The organism is Moraxella sp. K02 (genome assembly GCF_041154755.1).
Lineage (GTDB): Bacteria > Pseudomonadota > Gammaproteobacteria > Pseudomonadales > Moraxellaceae > Faucicola.
This window is the reverse complement of the sequence record NZ_AP031590.1, coordinates 308,215-325,101: the sequence shown is the minus strand read 5'-3', so window position 1 is coordinate 325,101 and position 16,887 is coordinate 308,215. Positions and strand designations below refer to the sequence as shown.

The following is a 16,887-nucleotide window of genomic DNA, read 5'->3' as shown; positions in this document are numbered from 1 at the left end:
CTGCAGTTATCACGATGAATGTATCAATGCTCACGGGTAGCGCTAAAGGTAATTTCTGGATAACGTTCTTCCATCAATTTAAGATTAACCCGGCTTGGGGCAAGATAGGTCAAATACCCACCGCCATCGACAGATAACTGGTCGTGGGCTTTTTTCTTAAACTTCTCAAAAGCCACTTTGTCATCACAATGCACCCAGCGCACCGTCGCAATCGACACAGGCTCAAAGGTACATTGCACTTTATATTCTTCAAGCAGGCGATGCGCGACCACTTCAAACTGTAGCACGCCTACCGCACCCAAAATCAAATCATTGTTGATTTGCGGCATAAATACTTGGGTGGCGCCTTCTTCTGATAGCTGCTGTAGACCTTTTTGCAGTTGTTTGGATTTTAGCGGGTCTTTGAGTACCACACGGCGAAACAATTCTGGCGCAAAGTGGGGAATGCCTGTGAAGTTTAAAGTTTCACCTTCGGTAAAGCTATCGCCAATTTGGATGGTGCCGTGATTATGTAAGCCGATGATATCGCCCGAATACGCTTCTTCCAGCGCTTCGCGGTCACCTGCCAAAAAGGTCAAGGCATCTGAAATGCGTACTTCTTTACCCAAGCGCACATGTTTCATTTTCATGCCTTTTTCGTACTTGCCTGAACACACCCGCATAAAGGCAATACGGTCACGGTGTTTTGGGTCCATGTTGGCTTGGATTTTAAAGACAAAGCCGGAGAATTTTTCTTCATCGGCTTTGACAGTGCGTTCAACGGCGTCATGGTCTTTAGGCGCTGGGGCATATTGGGTCAGTACATCAAGCACCATGTTAATGCCAAAGTTACCCAACGCCGTACCAAATAGCACAGGCGTTTGTTTACCGGTCAAAAACTCATCGACATCCCAATCTTCATGTGCCATTTTTGCAAGCTCTAGGCTTTCTTCAAATTCACGGAAGGCAATTTCACCAATTCTCTCGCGGACGTCTGGATAGTCATAGCCGTCACGGCTCTCAATCTCGACAATCTCAGTGCCATGACCTTTTTGATAAAAGTAGGTTTTATCCTCGCTGATGTTGTATACCCCAACAAAATGCTGACCTGTACCAATCGGCCACGTCATCGGCACACATTGAATTTTTAGGACGTTTTCAATTTCATCAAGCAGTGATAACGGGTCACGGATTTCGCGGTCAAGCTTGTTGACAAATGAGATAATCGGCGTGTCACGCATCCGACATACTTCCATCAGCTTGATAGTTCGTTCTTCGACCCCTTTTGCCCCATCAATCACCATCAGTGCGCTGTCCACCGCGGTTAAGGTACGATAGGTATCTTCTGAAAAGTCGGCGTGACCTGGGGTGTCTAGCAGATTGACCATGTTTTCAGCATAGGGAAACTGCATCACCGAGGTGGTAATTGAAATACCACGCTCTTGCTCCATGCTCATCCAGTCAGATGTCGCGTGTTTGTCGGTTTTGCGTGATTTGACTTCACCTGCGCGCTGAATTGCTTGCCCCCACAGCAGTAATTTTTCGGTCATGGTGGTTTTACCGGCATCGGGGTGCGAGATGATAGCAAAAGTGCGGCGTTTGGCGATTTCAGAATGTAGTGACATAGTGTTTGACTTAAAAGTAGCGAGGCTTGGTAACCGATAAAAGAAAGAATAAAAAAGATGGCGTATTGTAGCCGATTTTACGTTTGATTGCGATTTTCACCGGTTATTATTGCGCATCACGCGCGCGATTTTGACAAAATTTTGTCATAAATCTAATACTTTAATCACTAAAATTGTGTTAGTTTTATCTCATCTTTTTTTACCGACCTATGATATCCGCTATGACCCTTGAATCAGCTTCAACAAAACCCTTACGACCTAGCTCACCTCAACTTATCGAGCCTGTAATGACGGATTCTGTTGTACCGACGATGCCAACCTCTCGGTCAAATTTACCTGATTTAAAAACCTTCTTTTTTGCCATCAGTAGTGTGATTATTGTTTGGCTGCCTGTACTGGTTTTAAAGCTTGGCATGGTGATGTTCTCGGGGCTGATTGTCTATGCGCTGACACGCGGCATCGCCAATTGGATACGGCGTCATGTGGTGGCACCCAAGCCGCAATTTTCAGAACGTATCAAGCTAGACCAACGCGCCGAAGGGATTGCTATCTTCTTGTTGGTATTACTCACCAGTATCGGTATTTATTTGTTTGGTGATTGGGTGGCAGAAAAAGCCAGCGTCGAGCGATTTAACAGCCTGCTTGCTCAGGTTATGCTGGTGATTGACCAACTGCATCGTTTATTGCCCGATTCTGTGTCACAGCATTTGCCTGAATCGGTCAGTTCCATCAAACGTATTTTTGCCCAAACCATCAAAGACTATGCGCCACAGTTGCAGGTTGCAGGTATTCACACGCTCAAAGGGTTTGGCTATGCTATCATTGGTGCGGTGATTGGTGGCATTATTGCCATACAAGTCCCTGCCCATGCGCATTTACATACTAAACCCCTAACGCGTCACTTTCGTCAAAAATTTGATGAGCTGATGGCAGGTTTTACCGATGTATTTTTTGCCCAAGTCAAAATCTCATCAATTAACACGATTCTCACCGCTATTTATTTATTGGGTATTTTACCTTTGGTAGGTCATCCCCTGCCCATGGCATGGACTGTGGTGCTTATTACTTTTATAGCAGGTTTGCTGCCTGTGATTGGGAATTTAATCTCAAATACCATTATTGTGTCACTCAGTCTGACCCATGGACTCATCGTTAGTATTTCATCATTACTGTGGCTAGTGACCATTCACAAACTTGAGTATTTTTTAAATGCGCAGATTATTGGTAGCAAAATCCGATCGACCGCCTGGGAGCTTTTGCTATTTATGTTGGTATTAGAAGCCACCTTTGGACTGGCAGGCTTGTTAGCTGCGCCGATTATTTACGCCCAAATCAAACGCATTTTGGCAGATAGGGGCTGGGTTATATAAACGCCCCTACTGGCTACAGGATTCATTAATAAATAATTTGCCCAATAAATTGAATTTTTAAATCTTATCGCCATTAATAACAGAACACGGCTTTATTGTTACAGTGTTGTATGGTTGAATGATTAAAAATGTGTTTTAAAGTCTATAACTGCCAAACTTTTAATGATTGATGTTACAATTTACATTAACATTTTTTGGTTTATTTTGAGGTTTAACCAAAATTTGAAAGATTTCCACGGTAATTATAGTGAAAAATCCTAGCAATTTTTAATTTATTGTGCCAAAAAAGCGATTTGCCAATCCATTCATTGATTTATAAGGAATTTTAGCGATGTCTACTATCAATAATAACAACGTTGTACATTTTCATTACACCTTAAAAGACGACGAAGGTAACGTTATTGACCAATCACCAGAAGGTCAACCTTTAGCGTACTTACATGGCTACCAAAACATTATTCCAGGTCTTGAGTCACAATTAGCCGGCAAATCAGTGGGTGATAAATTTACTGCAAGCATCGAACCTGCAGATGCTTACGGCGAATTTGATGATGCGGCAGTTCAAGAAGTTCCACGCGAAAACTTCCAAGGTGTCGAAGATATCCAACCAGGTATGCAGTTCCAATCGCAAACTGAAGACGGTCATGTGATGTTGGTAACCGTTAAAGATGTACAAGATGACAAAGTGATTGTTGATGCTAACCATCCTTTAGCGGGCAAAAAACTTCATTTCGATGTAGAAGTAGCAAACATTCGTGACGCATCAGATGAAGAGTTACAACACGGTCACGTACACGGTGCAGGCGGTCATCACCACTAAGTCGTCATTAAAGCTTAGAAAGATTAAATGGAAGGCTATATTTATAGCCTTCTTTTTTTGGGCAAAATTTTAGGTTGTTTAGGCTGTAAAGTTATTGTCTGCCGTGTAAGAAAAGCTTGATATTATTTACAAAATCATTGATTTAGTTACGTTTTTTGATGCTTTACTACAGTTTTTACCACACACTGTGCGCTAAATTTTGGCATACTAGCTCTATACCCAACAAACAATCTAAGAAATAATAAAGACCCATGATTGGGTATATATTTTTAGTTATTTATATAGCATTAAATTAATTACAAAAAAGGATACTACTCATGAACGAGAATACAATTAAAGGTCAATGGGAACAAGTTAAAGGCGCTGTAAAAGAAACTTGGGGTGACTTAACTGATGATGAAATTACCCAGTTGGAAGGTAATCGCCAAAAACTATCAGGTAAAATCCAAGAGCGTTATGGTCGCGCCGAAGATGTGGTAGAAAAAGAAATCGATGACTGGTCAACCCGTCACAACTATCGTTTCTAGAATAGATTAACCCCTCCTCCAAAGTAAAAAAGCCATATCCTCTGATATGGCTTTTTTACCTGCTATCCTAGCATCACTGAACTCATCCTTAAGGTCCTTACTAACTGGTAGTGAATTTCTTGACTCATCCTAAGTCTCACTCCACGTGTTTATCAAGCATCATTCCTTAATACTACGATAAACCATTCCCTTATTGGCAATTCTGTCCTTATCTCAATCCTTGAGAACCATCCCTGTGCCGTTGAATGTATTATTACAAAATTTACCATTCGGTAACAGTGGTACAAACGTCAATGCATGTAAGCTTTTGCTTACACGCATTTTGCCATTAGGGGCGTTGGTTGTTGGCTGTCTGTGCATCAAGCATGACATTAGCCGCTTCAATCACAAATGCTTCACTCTCAGGAAGCTTTGGACGTTCGGCTTGTTTTAGACGGCTACGGACTTCTAATTCTGCATCTTGTGCAGCTTGGTACGCTGTCCACGTGCTATAGGGGCTTTCCCCATTGGCTTGGCGTCTTGCATTTTCTGCCGCTAACGTTTTCGCCTCAATGTTTTTGCGGAAAGCACGGCGGTCATTGATGTCTAATTTGACAGGCTTCTTATCATCTTCCTCATTACGGATTCTGTTGAGTTGGCTTAGATAAGCAAACTGGGCATTGGCTGCTTGACGCTGCTGTGACAAGGCATTGAGCGATTGCAGGGTCTCACGGGAATAGTTGCCAGCAGGTTGGTACGGCGCGGCACGAATGGTATCCCACGCCAGTGGGTTTTTCATGCTGCGTTCACCAAACTCCATGCCTTCATGGATATTGACTAAGCGCACATCGGGTACCACGCCTTTATTTTGGGTACTGCCCCCAGTGATACGGTAGAACTTGCGCTGGGTTAAGGTTGCTGACCCTAAGGCAAGGTTATCTAGCTGAATTTGCGCTGAGCCTTTACCTGTGGTCGTGCTACCGACAATCAGACCGCGACCATAATCTTGAATCGCTGCGGCAAAAATCTCGCTGGCTGATGCCGAGCCTTGGTTAATGAGTACGGTCATGGGGCCTGTATACAGCTGCTTACCTTTGTCTTCGTCTTCATACACTTGGATATTGCCGCGGTTATCACGAATCTGTACCAGCGGACCTGACTTGACGAACAAGCCAATCATTTTGGCGACTTCATCGAGTGAACCACCTGGGTCATCACGCAGGTCTACCACTAAGCCATCGATATTTTGCTGGTTTAAGGCTTTTAACGCGTTTTCCGTATCAATGCTGACGCTACGATAGTCTTCTCCCGCACGGCGGGCTTTATAGTTCAGATAAAAGCTTGGGATTTCTAGCACACCGATTTTTTTGGCTTGTCCGTTTTTATCTTTGACACTAATCACCCGATGATTGACGCCCGATTCTTCTTGCTGAATCACATCACGAATCAGGGTGACATTACGCGCGCTACTGTCTGGGGTATTAGGCGCTTTGACGCGCACGGTAACGGATGAACCTTTTTTACCGCGAATGAGGTTCACCACTTCCCGTGTCGAATAACCGATGGTATCGACCATGCCTTTGTCTTCAGTCGATACACCGATGATTAAGTCATTGGGTTTGATTTGACCCGAACGAGCGGCAGGCCCGCCATCAACTAGGCTGATGATACGGGTGTAGTCAGGATTCTTGCGATCGGGCTGAATCGAGACACCGATACCGACCAATTCAAGCGTCGATTGGATTTGCATCTCATTGGCTTGCACGGGGGCGAAATAATTACTGTGCGGGTCATAGGCTGCCATCGCTGCATTTAACAGGGTTTCAACGATTTGGTCGCTATCGATACGCTGTAGCTGCGCATATTGGCGCTTCAAACGCTGGTCTAGCACTTGACTTGGGGAGCGCGTTTCGTTTTTGACTAAATCACTGGCGTTGTATTTATCGGCATTTTCTTGCAAAAACTTGTCTTTGTTTTTGTCTTCATCTTGATTGATGGTCATGCCAATCAGCTGGTAGGTCAGCTGTTTGCGCCAAAAATCGCGTTGCTCGGCAACGGTTTTAAAACGTGGCAATTTTTCACGGTTCATAATGACCGTTTCATTGCTCTGTAAACTCACAGGGGATTTTAACAAGCTATCGGCAAAGCTGTAATACGCTTTTGAGCGCTCAATAAAACGCTGATAGATTTCAAAACCCGCTTTTAAATCACCGCGCTTGAGATAATCGGCAAAACTATTGCCATATTTTTGGGTAAATTCATCAATATCGGACTGCAAAAACACGCTATGATTGGGGTCAAGCGCATCAAAATAGTCGCCTAAAATTTGCCTGCCCGTTGCCGCGTCCATTTTTTTATCTAGATAATGGCTACGATCCAACAACGCTGCGACTTGCCGAGTCACCTGCCGCTGCTCGTTATTGATCTGTCCGACGCTCGTCGATGCTGCAATGGCGGTTTGGTAACTTTGTCCCAGTATCGCCCCACCCATCAACAGGGCAAATACACTGGCGGTAAGTTGTTTGTATTGCATGACTTTCCTTACTCTATTTAATGAAGCGATAAACAGAAAAAACTGACAGCCCATCTTAGCACTGTCAGTTTTTCCACACCATACAAAACGTGTAAATGTTCGACTCAAATCATCTAGCAAACCTCACCGTTTGTAGCGTTAAGTTGTTGTATTAGCCAATCAATTGATTGTCTTTAAACAGTTGGTTTAATTGCGCGGCAGTGAGCAATTGTTTTTCACCGTCTTGGCGATTGACATATTCGTATTTCACCTCGCCTGTTTCACTGATATTTTTCTCTGAGATAACGATACGATGGGGAATGCCAACGAGCTCTAAATCGGCGAATTTTACCCCCGCGCGCTCGTCTCGGTCATCAAGTAGCACATCCACACCTTGGGCTTTTAGCTCAGTGTAAAGCACTTCGGCAAGTTGCATTGCTTTGTCCCCTTTCGCTGGGTCTAGAGCATCTTTCATTTTGCCTTTAATCATCGGCACAATCGCCACAGTGAATGGCGCAAGGCTCTCACCTGTGCTACTGGTTTTCCAAATGATACCATTGTCATCGTGGTTTTGTTCAATGGCGGCGGCGACGATACGGGTCACGCCGATACCATAACAGCCCATCATAGTAATGACAGGTTTGCCTTGCTCGCCCATCACCGCACAGTTTAACGCTTTGGCGTACTTGTCACCCAATTGGAAGATATGACCAACTTCGATACCGCGGCGGATTTGTAAAGTACCTTGTCCATCTGGGCTTGGGTCGCCTGCTACCACGTTGCGGATATCGGCGATTTCGGTGATGGACGCATCACGCTCCCAGTTGACGCCTGTGGTATGAAAATCTGGCTTGTTAGCGCCGCTAACAAAATCTGATAGCAGCGCAGCAGCACGGTCTACAATCACTGGCATGTTCAAATCAAATACCCCGATATACCCTTTGTGCAGACCCGCTGCTTGCATCGCCTCTTCGCTCGCCATGGTGAGTGGGGCTTTGACTTGCGCCAATTTTTCCGCTTTGATTTCATTTAGGGTATGATCGCCCCGTAACACTAACGCGACTAAGGTGGCTTTACCTTCTTCGGTAGCTTCACCTTCGACGATTAAAGTTTTCACCGTCTGTGACAATGGCAAGCCTAAATGCTCAGCCACTTGCTCACAGGTTGGCATATTGGGCGTGCTGACATCGGCTTTGTCCTGCGTTGGGGCAGCACGTTCACCGACCGCCACCGCTTCAGCAAGCTCAATATTGGCAGCATAATCTGAGCTATCTGAAAATACAATATCGTCTTCACCACTGCCCGCTAGTACTTGAAACTCATGCGACGCAAATCCACCAATCGAGCCGGTATCGGCTTGCACCGCACGAAAATCCAACCCAAGACGGGTAAAGATATTATGATAAGCGCGGTACATATCATCATAGGTGCGTTGTAGTGAGGGCTGGTCAATATGAAACGAATAAGCATCTTTCATGATAAATTCACGTGAACGCATCACCCCAAAGCGTGGGCGAATTTCGTCACGAAATTTGGTTTGTACTTGGTAGTAGCTCACAGGGAGCTGTTTATAGCTTTTTAGCAAGTTACGCGCGATGTCGGTAATCACTTCTTCATGCGTTGGACCTAACACAAAGTCGCGTTGGTGACGGTCTTTAAACCGCAGCAGTTCAGGACCATAGGCTTCCCAGCGACCTGATTCTTGCCAAAGCTCGGCTGATTGCACCACAGGCATTAGCAGCTCTTGGCAGTTGATGGCATCCATCTCTTCACGGATGATTTTTTTAACTTTTTGTAAGGTTTTTAGACCCATCGGTAGCCACGTGTAGAGACCCGACGCAGATTTACGAATCATCCCTGCACGGAGCATTAATTGGCTGGAGATGATATCGGCATCACTTGGGGTTTCTTTTAACGTTGCAAAGGTAAATTGACTGGCTCGCATGGCACACCTTGTTTGTAGGGCTTGAAATAAGAAAAAAACGAGAATGGATAGACTATTTGGTAAACCGATTATCTTATTTTATGCCACTGGGTGGCGCAATAGTTTTTTTAATTTTTGCCAAGTCGATGCCGTATTTTTGGACTTAGCTTTTTGAATTTTAGCATTTTTGGTTTTAGCATTTTTATAAATTAAGACAATTTGGTCATACCCATTGGCTATTTAAACTAACTACATTGAAATTATGGCAAGTCATAACCATACAAAATAGCATCCACTATTAAATAAACCATTAGGAATGGCTACATGACCCAACTCCCCACTTCGTCTTCCACGCCATCACCTGAGGCAAAACTGACTACGAACTTGCCAGAACCGCCCGCATCGGGCAACAAAAAGCCGGTTTCTTTTTGGGTGAGTTTATTTTTACTGGCGGTGATTGCGGTGGCGGGTTGGCTATTTTTGCAGTGGCAACAAGCAAATACGCCTAAAAAAGTTGAGGTATTAACCCGTGAAGGGGTGGTCACTAAGATTCAAAGTCTTAATCGACTACAAACCGTGGCCTATAATGTCGATACCGTTATCACCAGCCAAAAACAAGGCAATTGGTACACCCTGTGGCAAGATCAACAAAAGGGGTTGTTTGTCGCTCATGGACGGGTGACCGCAGGCATTGACTTAAATCAACTAAAACCCACTGATGTACAAGTGACCCCAGATGGTAGCCATGTCAGTATCACCTTGCCCGCTGCGCAGATTTTGGATAGTTATTTAGATAACATTGAAGTGTATGATATTCAAACAGGGGTATTTGGCATGATGCAAGCCGACCCGCAAATATTTAACCAAGCCCAAGTGGCTGGCAAAAACCAAGTGCTGACATCCGCTTGCCGCTCGGGCATTCTACAAACTGCCAATGATAATGCCCAAAAGCAAGTACAATCGCTATTTGCACTGGCAAATGTACAAGTGAATGTGAAAGTCACCGCGCCTGCTAACAATTGCCGTTAAAACGATTGTTTGCCTATCAATAAGACTATTCCAAGGGTAAAAGCGTTTTTTTGTTTTATGTTATTTTTGTGCGCTGTCAAAATTGGTATGAAAGGCATAAATAATAGATATGTAACCTACCTTAATACTAAGAACGTTGCTAAAATCTCAACTTTATAACCCGCTAGATAGGCCGCTAATTTTAGACGACATTTATTTGCTACTCTCATCAAAAATTGCAATAATAATAGCTACTTAACGTATCCATTTCACTAAGGGTTACGTTAATTGATTGCAAGGATGCTTGATGGCGTTTTAGTTGTGTAAAAGATCAATTCGCTAGCTGTTGGAGAGTTTACTGAATGAATGTCACGTCTGCCTCAGATCGTCTAAAAAAAGTGATGCGGATTGCTTTGGTTGGCATCAAGCCTGGCGACCAAGTGATGCTAAAAGGGTATCTACGCATCTTGCTTAGACTAGAGGCAGACCTTGAATGGGTATCAGCGAACAATCAGCAAATTGATTTATTTATGGTCAACCATGATTTTCGTCATGCTGAAAGCGTTCAAAAGTTAATTAGTAGCAAACCTGATACAGCCACTATTTATACCGCTCGTAGTGAAACGGAAAATGGCTATTTATCGCAAGATTTATTGGTGTTGCCGCTCAAAGATTTGGAGCCGCTGAGTGAGTGGTTATTTTCACAATTGCCGTTTTTTTCTGGTGTGTCTGTCAGCAATAAGGCCTCCACTACCGCTAAACTCACCGCTGATGTCGCTCACGCTTATCAATCAGAGACAGACACTATAGCCAACCAGCGCGTAGCTTCAAATCCGCCTGCTCAAGTTGCCAATCCATCATCTGGTGTTGCACAGTCTGCGCAAGCTTCAGCTGCTACAAATAGTCATACCCACAATGCGCCTAATCAACTTGCCGCATCTAGCCAGTCGATGGGGTCATCAACCACCGCTAACGGCACTGTCAATGATGAGTATTTAATCGGATTTGCCAAGATTTTTAGTCAGATTGCCCAGCGCCATAATGAAGTGCTGAGTATCAAAAGTCCTGCTGGCACCTTATTTGCCTATATCAATCCAAAACAGCAGCGGGTGTGGGAGGTGTCTGAGTACATCTCGTCCAATCAGCCTTGGATTATCTCGCTTGCTGATGATGCGGCTGCCAATCAGCTAGATGTCAAGACTGCGACAAATTTGGTGCAATGGCTATGGGACTTGGCTAGCACACATGGTCAAAAATTCGAAGGTTTGCTAGATTCGCACATCAACTACCATATAGACAGGTGGGTAAAACCCACCCATGATGCCGACCAACACGACCATCTTAAAATCCAATGTGTACTAGAAGCTCGTTCGTTAACGATTGATGACTTGGTAGCACGCAGTCAATGTTCGCTACCCCAAGTCAAAAAAACACTCATTGGCTTATTTGTCGCAGGTGCGTTGCCTGCTTCGGTCTATCAGCAAACTATCGCTCAGCTCAATAGTAAAACGATTAGTCAGCCAGTGACTCAATCCATGTCATCAGCAGAAATATCACTGCCAAAAATATCACCCGCTCAAATGACACTCGCTGAAAGCACCCAGACTGAGCCGCAGCCAATTACGCCCAGTGCGCAACCTGCTTTTGTTGAACAACCTGCTGCATCTGCTACGGTACAATCCACGGCGCCTGTGAACCAACCTGAGTCAGCCCAAACACAACATCAGCCACCCGCGCCTACCAAACCTGAATCAAAACTCGATGAAATCCTTAGCCGCCGTGCTATGGCAGAATCGTCAGCCAATACCTTGCCCAGTATTTCAACTACCCACAATAGTACTTGGAATAATAGTACCATAGAGCCTGAACCTATCTCAGCGAGTGCTACATCGTCACAAGGTTCAACCCCGCCTACACAAGAAACTGGCAACAGTAGCATGATGGGGTTTTTAGGACGTCTACGTCGACGCTTGGGATTGTAAATCTTTCATTGAGATGATTGATATTTTGATTGTATTATCAGGGATTTATTAATTTTTTTAGTTAACAGCGTGGTTTCGTGTATGATACTAACGCAATTTTTTTCCTAATATTGTATTTACATTAATGCAATAAGTGTAAGGCTTTCTACATGCAACGTCTGAAAATCGTTTTTAGCGGACCTATGGGTGCGGGGAAAACCCAAGCCATCGCAAGCTTATCGGATATCCCTGTGGTGTCGACTGAGGTAAAAAATACCGACCTTCATGTCAACACCAAGGCATTGACTACGGTGGGTATGGATTACGGTGAATTGGTGCTAGAAGGTGGCATCAATATCGGTCTATATGGCACACCTGGTCAGGAACGCTTTAACTTTATTTGGCCGATTTTATCGCAAGGGGCGATGGGGGTTATTATTTTGATTGACCATGCCGCCCAAGACCCTGTGGCAGATTTGGCAAATTATTTAGAGACGTTTAGTAAAATTTATACGGGTCGCATCGTCGTGGGTATCAGCCAAGTTGATAAAATGCCTGAGCGCGACTTTGGCATTTATCATGACTGGTTGACTGCCAATAACAAGAATCTGCCTATTTTCCCAGTGGATATGCGAAAAAGAGAAGATGTGCTGTTACTGGTCGATACCATTATTGCATCACTTGAATTGACAGCGCAGTAAGCGCATGATTGAATTACGGTATATGGCTTACGTTAACGAGCGATTCGGTGAACGCAGCCATTTGACTTAGATCTTTAGCGCAGTGACTGAAAAACTCGACAGCAATTTTAAACCCGTTACGCTAGTAAATATTTGGATACCAATATGAATGACCAATTGTTTCAAATGGAAAGCCGCATTAAGCCCAGTGAGCAATTTATTGCCCTATCTAATGAAGTATTGCACGAACTCATTCATACCACGAGTGGCATTGAAGGGGTGTTGTTGTCATCAACCGATGGCTTTGAAGTCAATTCAATTTTTCAAAAAACCTATGATGGCGGCAAATTATCCGCGGTCGGCAGCTCAATCTTGGCATTGGTACAGGCATTGACCGCCGAAGCGCAGCTTACTGGCTGTCGCTCAGTCATTCTAGATGCCGAAAACGGTAAAATTATGATTAGCGCGGTGCCTAGTCAGTTCCAGCCGATGATTGTGATTGTGGTGACCAAACAACAAGTCTTGCTCGGGCAAATCATGCACGGTATGAATAAAGCGATTAACCGTTTGATAGAGCTCGATAAAGAATTTCATTAATATACAGTTAATCTATATCATAACTACTGTAAAGCCCTCAACAGCATTGAGGGCTTTTTTCATGTCCCTCATGTCAACCATATCAAACAATCCATTCTTAACATTTTCTACAGTTCATCCGAATTTTTATACAACTTAAGTTTAATAACTTAAAAATATGCCCGTCAAAAATTGCTATAGATTGCCTCATTACCTTCTATCGGTATAATTCATCATTTTGTCATATAACCTCACTAAACTACCGCCACGGACGATGGTGCAATCGATTTTCTCAACAGGATGACGCAATTTGGGAAATTTAGATTAACCATCGTTTTTATTTTGCGTTAACGGCGGCTTTAAGAGGTTATAAGCTTTTTTACTTGCGGCTAAGCGATGCAATAGGTCATTTAATTAGCCAATCAATTTGCCAACAGATAAGTGACAATGATGAATTTTTCCAACCTTACCACACGCTTGTTATGCGTATTATTGCTGGTTTTTTTGGTTTTTTTGGCGATGGTGTATTGGATCATTGACCAGCAAGCCAAGCCTGAAGTCGCCAAACTGACCTCTCAGACTATCATTGAAACTGGCAATGAGGCGGTGAATGGTATTTTGTCGCGTGTGAGTCAAATTGATGGCATGGCAGTAACAGCGAGCCGTATGACTGGCAGTTTGCCCAAGAATGCCGATATTATCAACACCAGTGTTGGCAATTTAATGGCAAATATGGATAAAGGCATTGTCGGCGGCGGTGTGTGGTACGACCCTTTGATGTACAAACCTAACGTCGATGAAGCCGCGTTTGTTTGGCAACGGGATATGCAAGGTGTCATGCAGTCTGCCAGCCAATATCAAACCATCAATCCTGGCTATCAAGCACCAGCCAAACTTACCACAAATCGGGTAGCCGACCAGAAAACCCAACCACAACTTGCCATGCCCTATTACCGTGACTGGTGGTATGTGCCTGCCGTGTATGCCAATCATGACCACTGTGTGTGGAGCCGTGCTTATATTCACCCGAGCACCAAACAGCCCGTCATGACCTGTGCCAAGGCGATTTTTAATGCGCAAAACAATGGCTTTGAAGGTGTGGTGAGTTTTGATGTGCTGCTCGGGCGTATGCAGTCGATGGTCAAAGAATGGCAGCGCAAAACAGGCGGTTATGTGTTTTTGGTCGATATGAACAACAATTTTTTGACCTTCCCCAATGAAGCCCAAGTCAAACAAGTGACTGCTACTAATCCGCAAGGCGAGATGATTGATGTCAATAGTTTTGCCAAGAAAAACCCTGATTTTGCCCCCATTGCCAAAAGCTTAAACAACATCAATGACAACATCATCAAGCAAGCGCAAAAAATAGACGGTGGTAAATTTGATTTTACCGCCAATACGTTAGTGAGTAGTACCAACCTACAAAAAATCTCTCCCTCAGAAGCACGCATCATTTCAGCCATGCTAATGACCCAAAGCGGGCAAAATGAAAATCTCAACGCTACCCATTTTGTCGAACAAGTCAGCTTAGACAACGATTTATTGCTCAAAACCCCTTCCACAGCGTTTATTTTTGCCATGCCGATGACCAATTGGAAAATGGTCATCGTCAAACCCAATCAAGAACTGATGTTATTTGCCAATCAGCTAGGTAAACAGTTGCAATGGTATATGCTATTGGGTTTCTTACCGGTACTGCTATTAAGTGGTTATATTTTCCACCGTATTTTGGCGGTACCGCTGCACCAAGTCGCTCGTAACGTCCGTGAAATCGGTCAGTTGATTGCACAAAAAAAATATCTGTCACTGCGTGAGCACAAATTGCCACCGGCAAACATTCAAGAAATTGGCGTGATTACTGACTCGATGAACCAGCTGGTTGAGCGGGTGGTCGAGAACGAAGGCGCATTAGCACAAGTCAATGAACGCCTAGAGCAGCAAGTGGCAGAGCGTACCGAAAACTTGCACCAAGCATTAAAAGATTTAAAAGCCTCTCAAGTGCAGTTGGTACAATCGGAGAAAATGGCAACCATCGGTCAAATGGTCGCGGGTGTTGCCCATGAAGTGAACACGCCATTGGGCTACGTGGGTAGTAATTTAGAGTTGATTGATGAAAATATCGTACGTTATGACGAATTGATTGACCATACCCAGCAGCTCAAACAGCTGATGCAAGCGTCGCCGGCTGATACAGCAACCATCAATCAAACGATTGAACAAACCATTGCTTGCAGTGATGAATTGGTCGCCGATGCGGTGAGTGATGATTTGCATGGATTGGTGGATGATGCCAAATTTGGGGTTAGCCAAATCTCAGAATTGGTCGTCAATTTACGTGATTTTTCTCGTATTGACCAAGCCAAAATCAAAGCCGTCGATATCAACGACTGTATCAAAAACTCCCTAGTCATTGCCCGTAACAATATCAAGCATTTAGAGGTGATAACTGAGTTAAATGCTATCGAACCGGTTAGTTGTAACCCATCCCAGATTAACCAAGTGCTGCTAAACCTATTTAATAACGCAGCACAAGCGATGGGGCAAACTCAGCACCCTAGATTACACATTACTAGCACAGAAGACGGCGCCAATGTGTATATCAGCGTGGCGGACAACGGTACTGGGATGAGCGCTGAGACCCAAGCCAAGATTTTTGAACCATTCTTTACCACCAAAGCGGCAGGCGAAGGTACGGGACTGGGTCTTGCCATTTCGACCCAAATCATGGAACAGCATAACAGCGATATTCATGTGCAATCACAACTTGGCGAAGGCACGACATTTACCATTAGATTGCCCAAAACAGCGATTAGCAGCCAACAATCACCCAAGCTTTTAATCGCAGAAGAAAGCTAATGCTAATGTTAGATAACCGATAACCGATGGCTGACAGGCAATCTGATCAGCCATATACGAGCCACGCTTGATTGTGGTCAACCTTAATTGTAGTCAACCTTGATTTTAGTCAACATACCTAAGTGACATGACCATGATAACGACCGTAACCAAACCTAAGATTGCCTTTATCGATGATGAAGACCGCATCCTACGCAGCCTAAAAATGCATTTTCGCGCCACCCATGAGGTGTTTACCACCACCGAGCCCGATGAGCTACTAAGCTATGTACAAAATAACGAGGTTCAAGTGGTGATTAGCGACCAACGCATGCCAAAAAAACTGGGTGTCGAAGTACTAAAAGATGTCAAAGACGTATCACCCCATACTATCCGTATCTTGTTGACCGGCTATGCAGACTTAACTGCGGTAATTGATTCCATCAACGAAGGGGAGATTTTTCGCTATATCACCAAACCTTGGCAGACGGATGAACTTAAAAGTATCGTCAATCAAGCCACCCAAATCGCGCTGCAAACCAAAGATGTATTCAAAGAAAATCTGCAGATCGCTCAGCCAACCATCGCCAAACGCAAAGTGTTGGTGATCGATGACAGTGAGATGGTATATTTACAGATGCAGCAAAAATTCACCCAGTTTGAAACGCACTGGGCAAATTCATTAGAAAAAGCGATTGAGTTACTTGAAAATGACCGTTTTGGCGTGGCAATCACCGATGTGTCCTTAGGTGGCGAGAACATTTCACCCGTAATCTATGCATTAAAACAAAGCTTTCCAGATTTAGCGGTATTGGTACTTACCTCACTCAACGATAGCCACACCTTAATTGACTTGATCAATAAAGGGCAAGTGTATCGCTACCTACCGCGCCCCAGTAATTTGTTGTTACTCGAAATCAGTATTCAGCGCGCTTATGATTATCACCAGACCTTAGTCAATCAACCAAAATTACAAGCACGACATGTCGTTGATGCCGTCACTGAAGTTGAAACGCGCAGTTTTGGTAATAAAGTTAAAAAATTCTTATCACGCTTTGGTATTGGTAAACCGCGCTTTGCCTAGCTTAAAA

At 44.1% G+C, this 16,887-nt stretch carries 12 protein-coding genes; 9 read left to right on the top strand and 3 right to left on the bottom strand.

What is annotated here, in order from left to right; translation table 11 throughout:
• Positions 1 to 23: 23 nt before the first annotated feature.
• On the bottom strand, positions 24 to 1,604 hold the full coding sequence (locus ACAM39_RS01480) for a peptide chain release factor 3 (protein WP_369627964.1): 1,581 nt from the start codon (positions 1,602 to 1,604) through the stop codon (positions 24 to 26).
• Positions 1,605 to 1,891: 287 nt separating this feature from the next.
• Between ACAM39_RS01480 and ACAM39_RS01475 the strand changes: the two genes are divergently transcribed.
• The 3 genes from ACAM39_RS01475 (at position 1,892) to ACAM39_RS01465 (ending at position 4,321) form a co-directional block, all read left to right on the top strand.
• The gene (locus ACAM39_RS01475; RefSeq protein ID WP_257621714.1) at positions 1,892 to 2,974 is read left to right on the top strand and encodes an AI-2E family transporter; all 1,083 of its coding nucleotides are present in this window, start codon (positions 1,892 to 1,894) and stop codon (positions 2,972 to 2,974) included.
• 331 nt (positions 2,975 to 3,305) lie between these two features.
• Positions 3,306 to 3,794 carry an FKBP-type peptidyl-prolyl cis-trans isomerase gene (locus ACAM39_RS01470; protein ID WP_309594248.1) on the top strand — a complete coding sequence of 163 codons (489 nt, stop codon included), beginning with the start codon at positions 3,306 to 3,308 and terminating at the stop codon, positions 3,792 to 3,794.
• 317 nt (positions 3,795 to 4,111) lie between these two features.
• Positions 4,112 to 4,321, top strand: coding sequence for a CsbD family protein (locus tag ACAM39_RS01465; protein ID WP_036593367.1), 210 nt, complete (start codon positions 4,112 to 4,114; stop codon positions 4,319 to 4,321).
• A 328-nt stretch (positions 4,322 to 4,649) separates the two neighbouring features.
• Here ACAM39_RS01465 and ACAM39_RS01460 read toward each other — a convergent pair whose 3' ends face one another.
• Positions 4,650 to 6,833, bottom strand: coding sequence for a carboxy terminal-processing peptidase (locus ACAM39_RS01460; protein WP_369627963.1), 2,184 nt, complete (start codon positions 6,831 to 6,833; stop codon positions 4,650 to 4,652).
• A gap of 151 nt (positions 6,834 to 6,984) precedes the next feature.
• Positions 6,985 to 8,757, bottom strand: a complete 1,773-nt coding sequence (locus ACAM39_RS01455; protein WP_369627962.1) for a proline--tRNA ligase — start codon at positions 8,755 to 8,757, stop codon at positions 6,985 to 6,987.
• A 303-nt stretch (positions 8,758 to 9,060) separates the two neighbouring features.
• Between ACAM39_RS01455 and ACAM39_RS01450 the strand changes: the two genes are divergently transcribed.
• The 6 genes from ACAM39_RS01450 (at position 9,061) to ACAM39_RS01425 (ending at position 16,880) form a co-directional block, all read left to right on the top strand.
• Positions 9,061 to 9,765, top strand: coding sequence for a DUF4230 domain-containing protein (locus ACAM39_RS01450; protein WP_369627961.1), 705 nt, complete (start codon positions 9,061 to 9,063; stop codon positions 9,763 to 9,765).
• A 341-nt stretch (positions 9,766 to 10,106) separates the two neighbouring features.
• Positions 10,107 to 11,726, top strand: coding sequence for a hypothetical protein (locus ACAM39_RS01445; protein ID WP_369627960.1), 1,620 nt, complete (start codon positions 10,107 to 10,109; stop codon positions 11,724 to 11,726).
• 149 nt (positions 11,727 to 11,875) lie between these two features.
• Positions 11,876 to 12,406, top strand: coding sequence for a GTP-binding protein (locus ACAM39_RS01440; RefSeq protein ID WP_128680283.1), 531 nt, complete (start codon positions 11,876 to 11,878; stop codon positions 12,404 to 12,406).
• A gap of 144 nt (positions 12,407 to 12,550) precedes the next feature.
• On the top strand, positions 12,551 to 12,982 hold the full coding sequence (locus ACAM39_RS01435) for a roadblock/LC7 domain-containing protein (RefSeq protein ID WP_128680284.1): 432 nt from the start codon (positions 12,551 to 12,553) through the stop codon (positions 12,980 to 12,982).
• Between the two features lie 429 nt (positions 12,983 to 13,411).
• The gene (locus ACAM39_RS01430; protein ID WP_369627959.1) at positions 13,412 to 15,817 is read left to right on the top strand and encodes a sensor histidine kinase; all 2,406 of its coding nucleotides are present in this window, start codon (positions 13,412 to 13,414) and stop codon (positions 15,815 to 15,817) included.
• A 133-nt stretch (positions 15,818 to 15,950) separates the two neighbouring features.
• On the top strand, positions 15,951 to 16,880 hold the full coding sequence (locus ACAM39_RS01425; RefSeq protein ID WP_369627958.1) for a response regulator: 930 nt from the start codon (positions 15,951 to 15,953) through the stop codon (positions 16,878 to 16,880).
• Positions 16,881 to 16,887: the final 7 nt, after the last annotated feature.

What these genes read in the sequence shown, in the direction of transcription:
- ACAM39_RS01480 (WP_369627964.1), bottom strand. Translation starts at nt 1,604, where the DNA reads ATGTCACTACATTCTGAAATCGCCAAACGCCGCACTTTTGCTATCATC.
- ACAM39_RS01475 (WP_257621714.1), top strand. Translation starts at nt 1,892, where the DNA reads ATGACGGATTCTGTTGTACCGACGATGCCAACCTCTCGGTCAAATTTA.
- ACAM39_RS01470 (WP_309594248.1), top strand. Translation starts at nt 3,306, where the DNA reads ATGTCTACTATCAATAATAACAACGTTGTACATTTTCATTACACCTTA.
- ACAM39_RS01465 (WP_036593367.1), top strand. Translation starts at nt 4,112, where the DNA reads ATGAACGAGAATACAATTAAAGGTCAATGGGAACAAGTTAAAGGCGCT.
- ACAM39_RS01460 (WP_369627963.1), bottom strand. Translation starts at nt 6,833, where the DNA reads ATGCAATACAAACAACTTACCGCCAGTGTATTTGCCCTGTTGATGGGT.
- ACAM39_RS01455 (WP_369627962.1), bottom strand. Translation starts at nt 8,757, where the DNA reads ATGCGAGCCAGTCAATTTACCTTTGCAACGTTAAAAGAAACCCCAAGT.
- ACAM39_RS01450 (WP_369627961.1), top strand. Translation starts at nt 9,061, where the DNA reads ATGACCCAACTCCCCACTTCGTCTTCCACGCCATCACCTGAGGCAAAA.
- ACAM39_RS01445 (WP_369627960.1), top strand. Translation starts at nt 10,107, where the DNA reads ATGAATGTCACGTCTGCCTCAGATCGTCTAAAAAAAGTGATGCGGATT.
- ACAM39_RS01440 (WP_128680283.1), top strand. Translation starts at nt 11,876, where the DNA reads ATGCAACGTCTGAAAATCGTTTTTAGCGGACCTATGGGTGCGGGGAAA.
- ACAM39_RS01435 (WP_128680284.1), top strand. Translation starts at nt 12,551, where the DNA reads ATGAATGACCAATTGTTTCAAATGGAAAGCCGCATTAAGCCCAGTGAG.
- ACAM39_RS01430 (WP_369627959.1), top strand. Translation starts at nt 13,412, where the DNA reads ATGAATTTTTCCAACCTTACCACACGCTTGTTATGCGTATTATTGCTG.
- ACAM39_RS01425 (WP_369627958.1), top strand. Translation starts at nt 15,951, where the DNA reads ATGATAACGACCGTAACCAAACCTAAGATTGCCTTTATCGATGATGAA.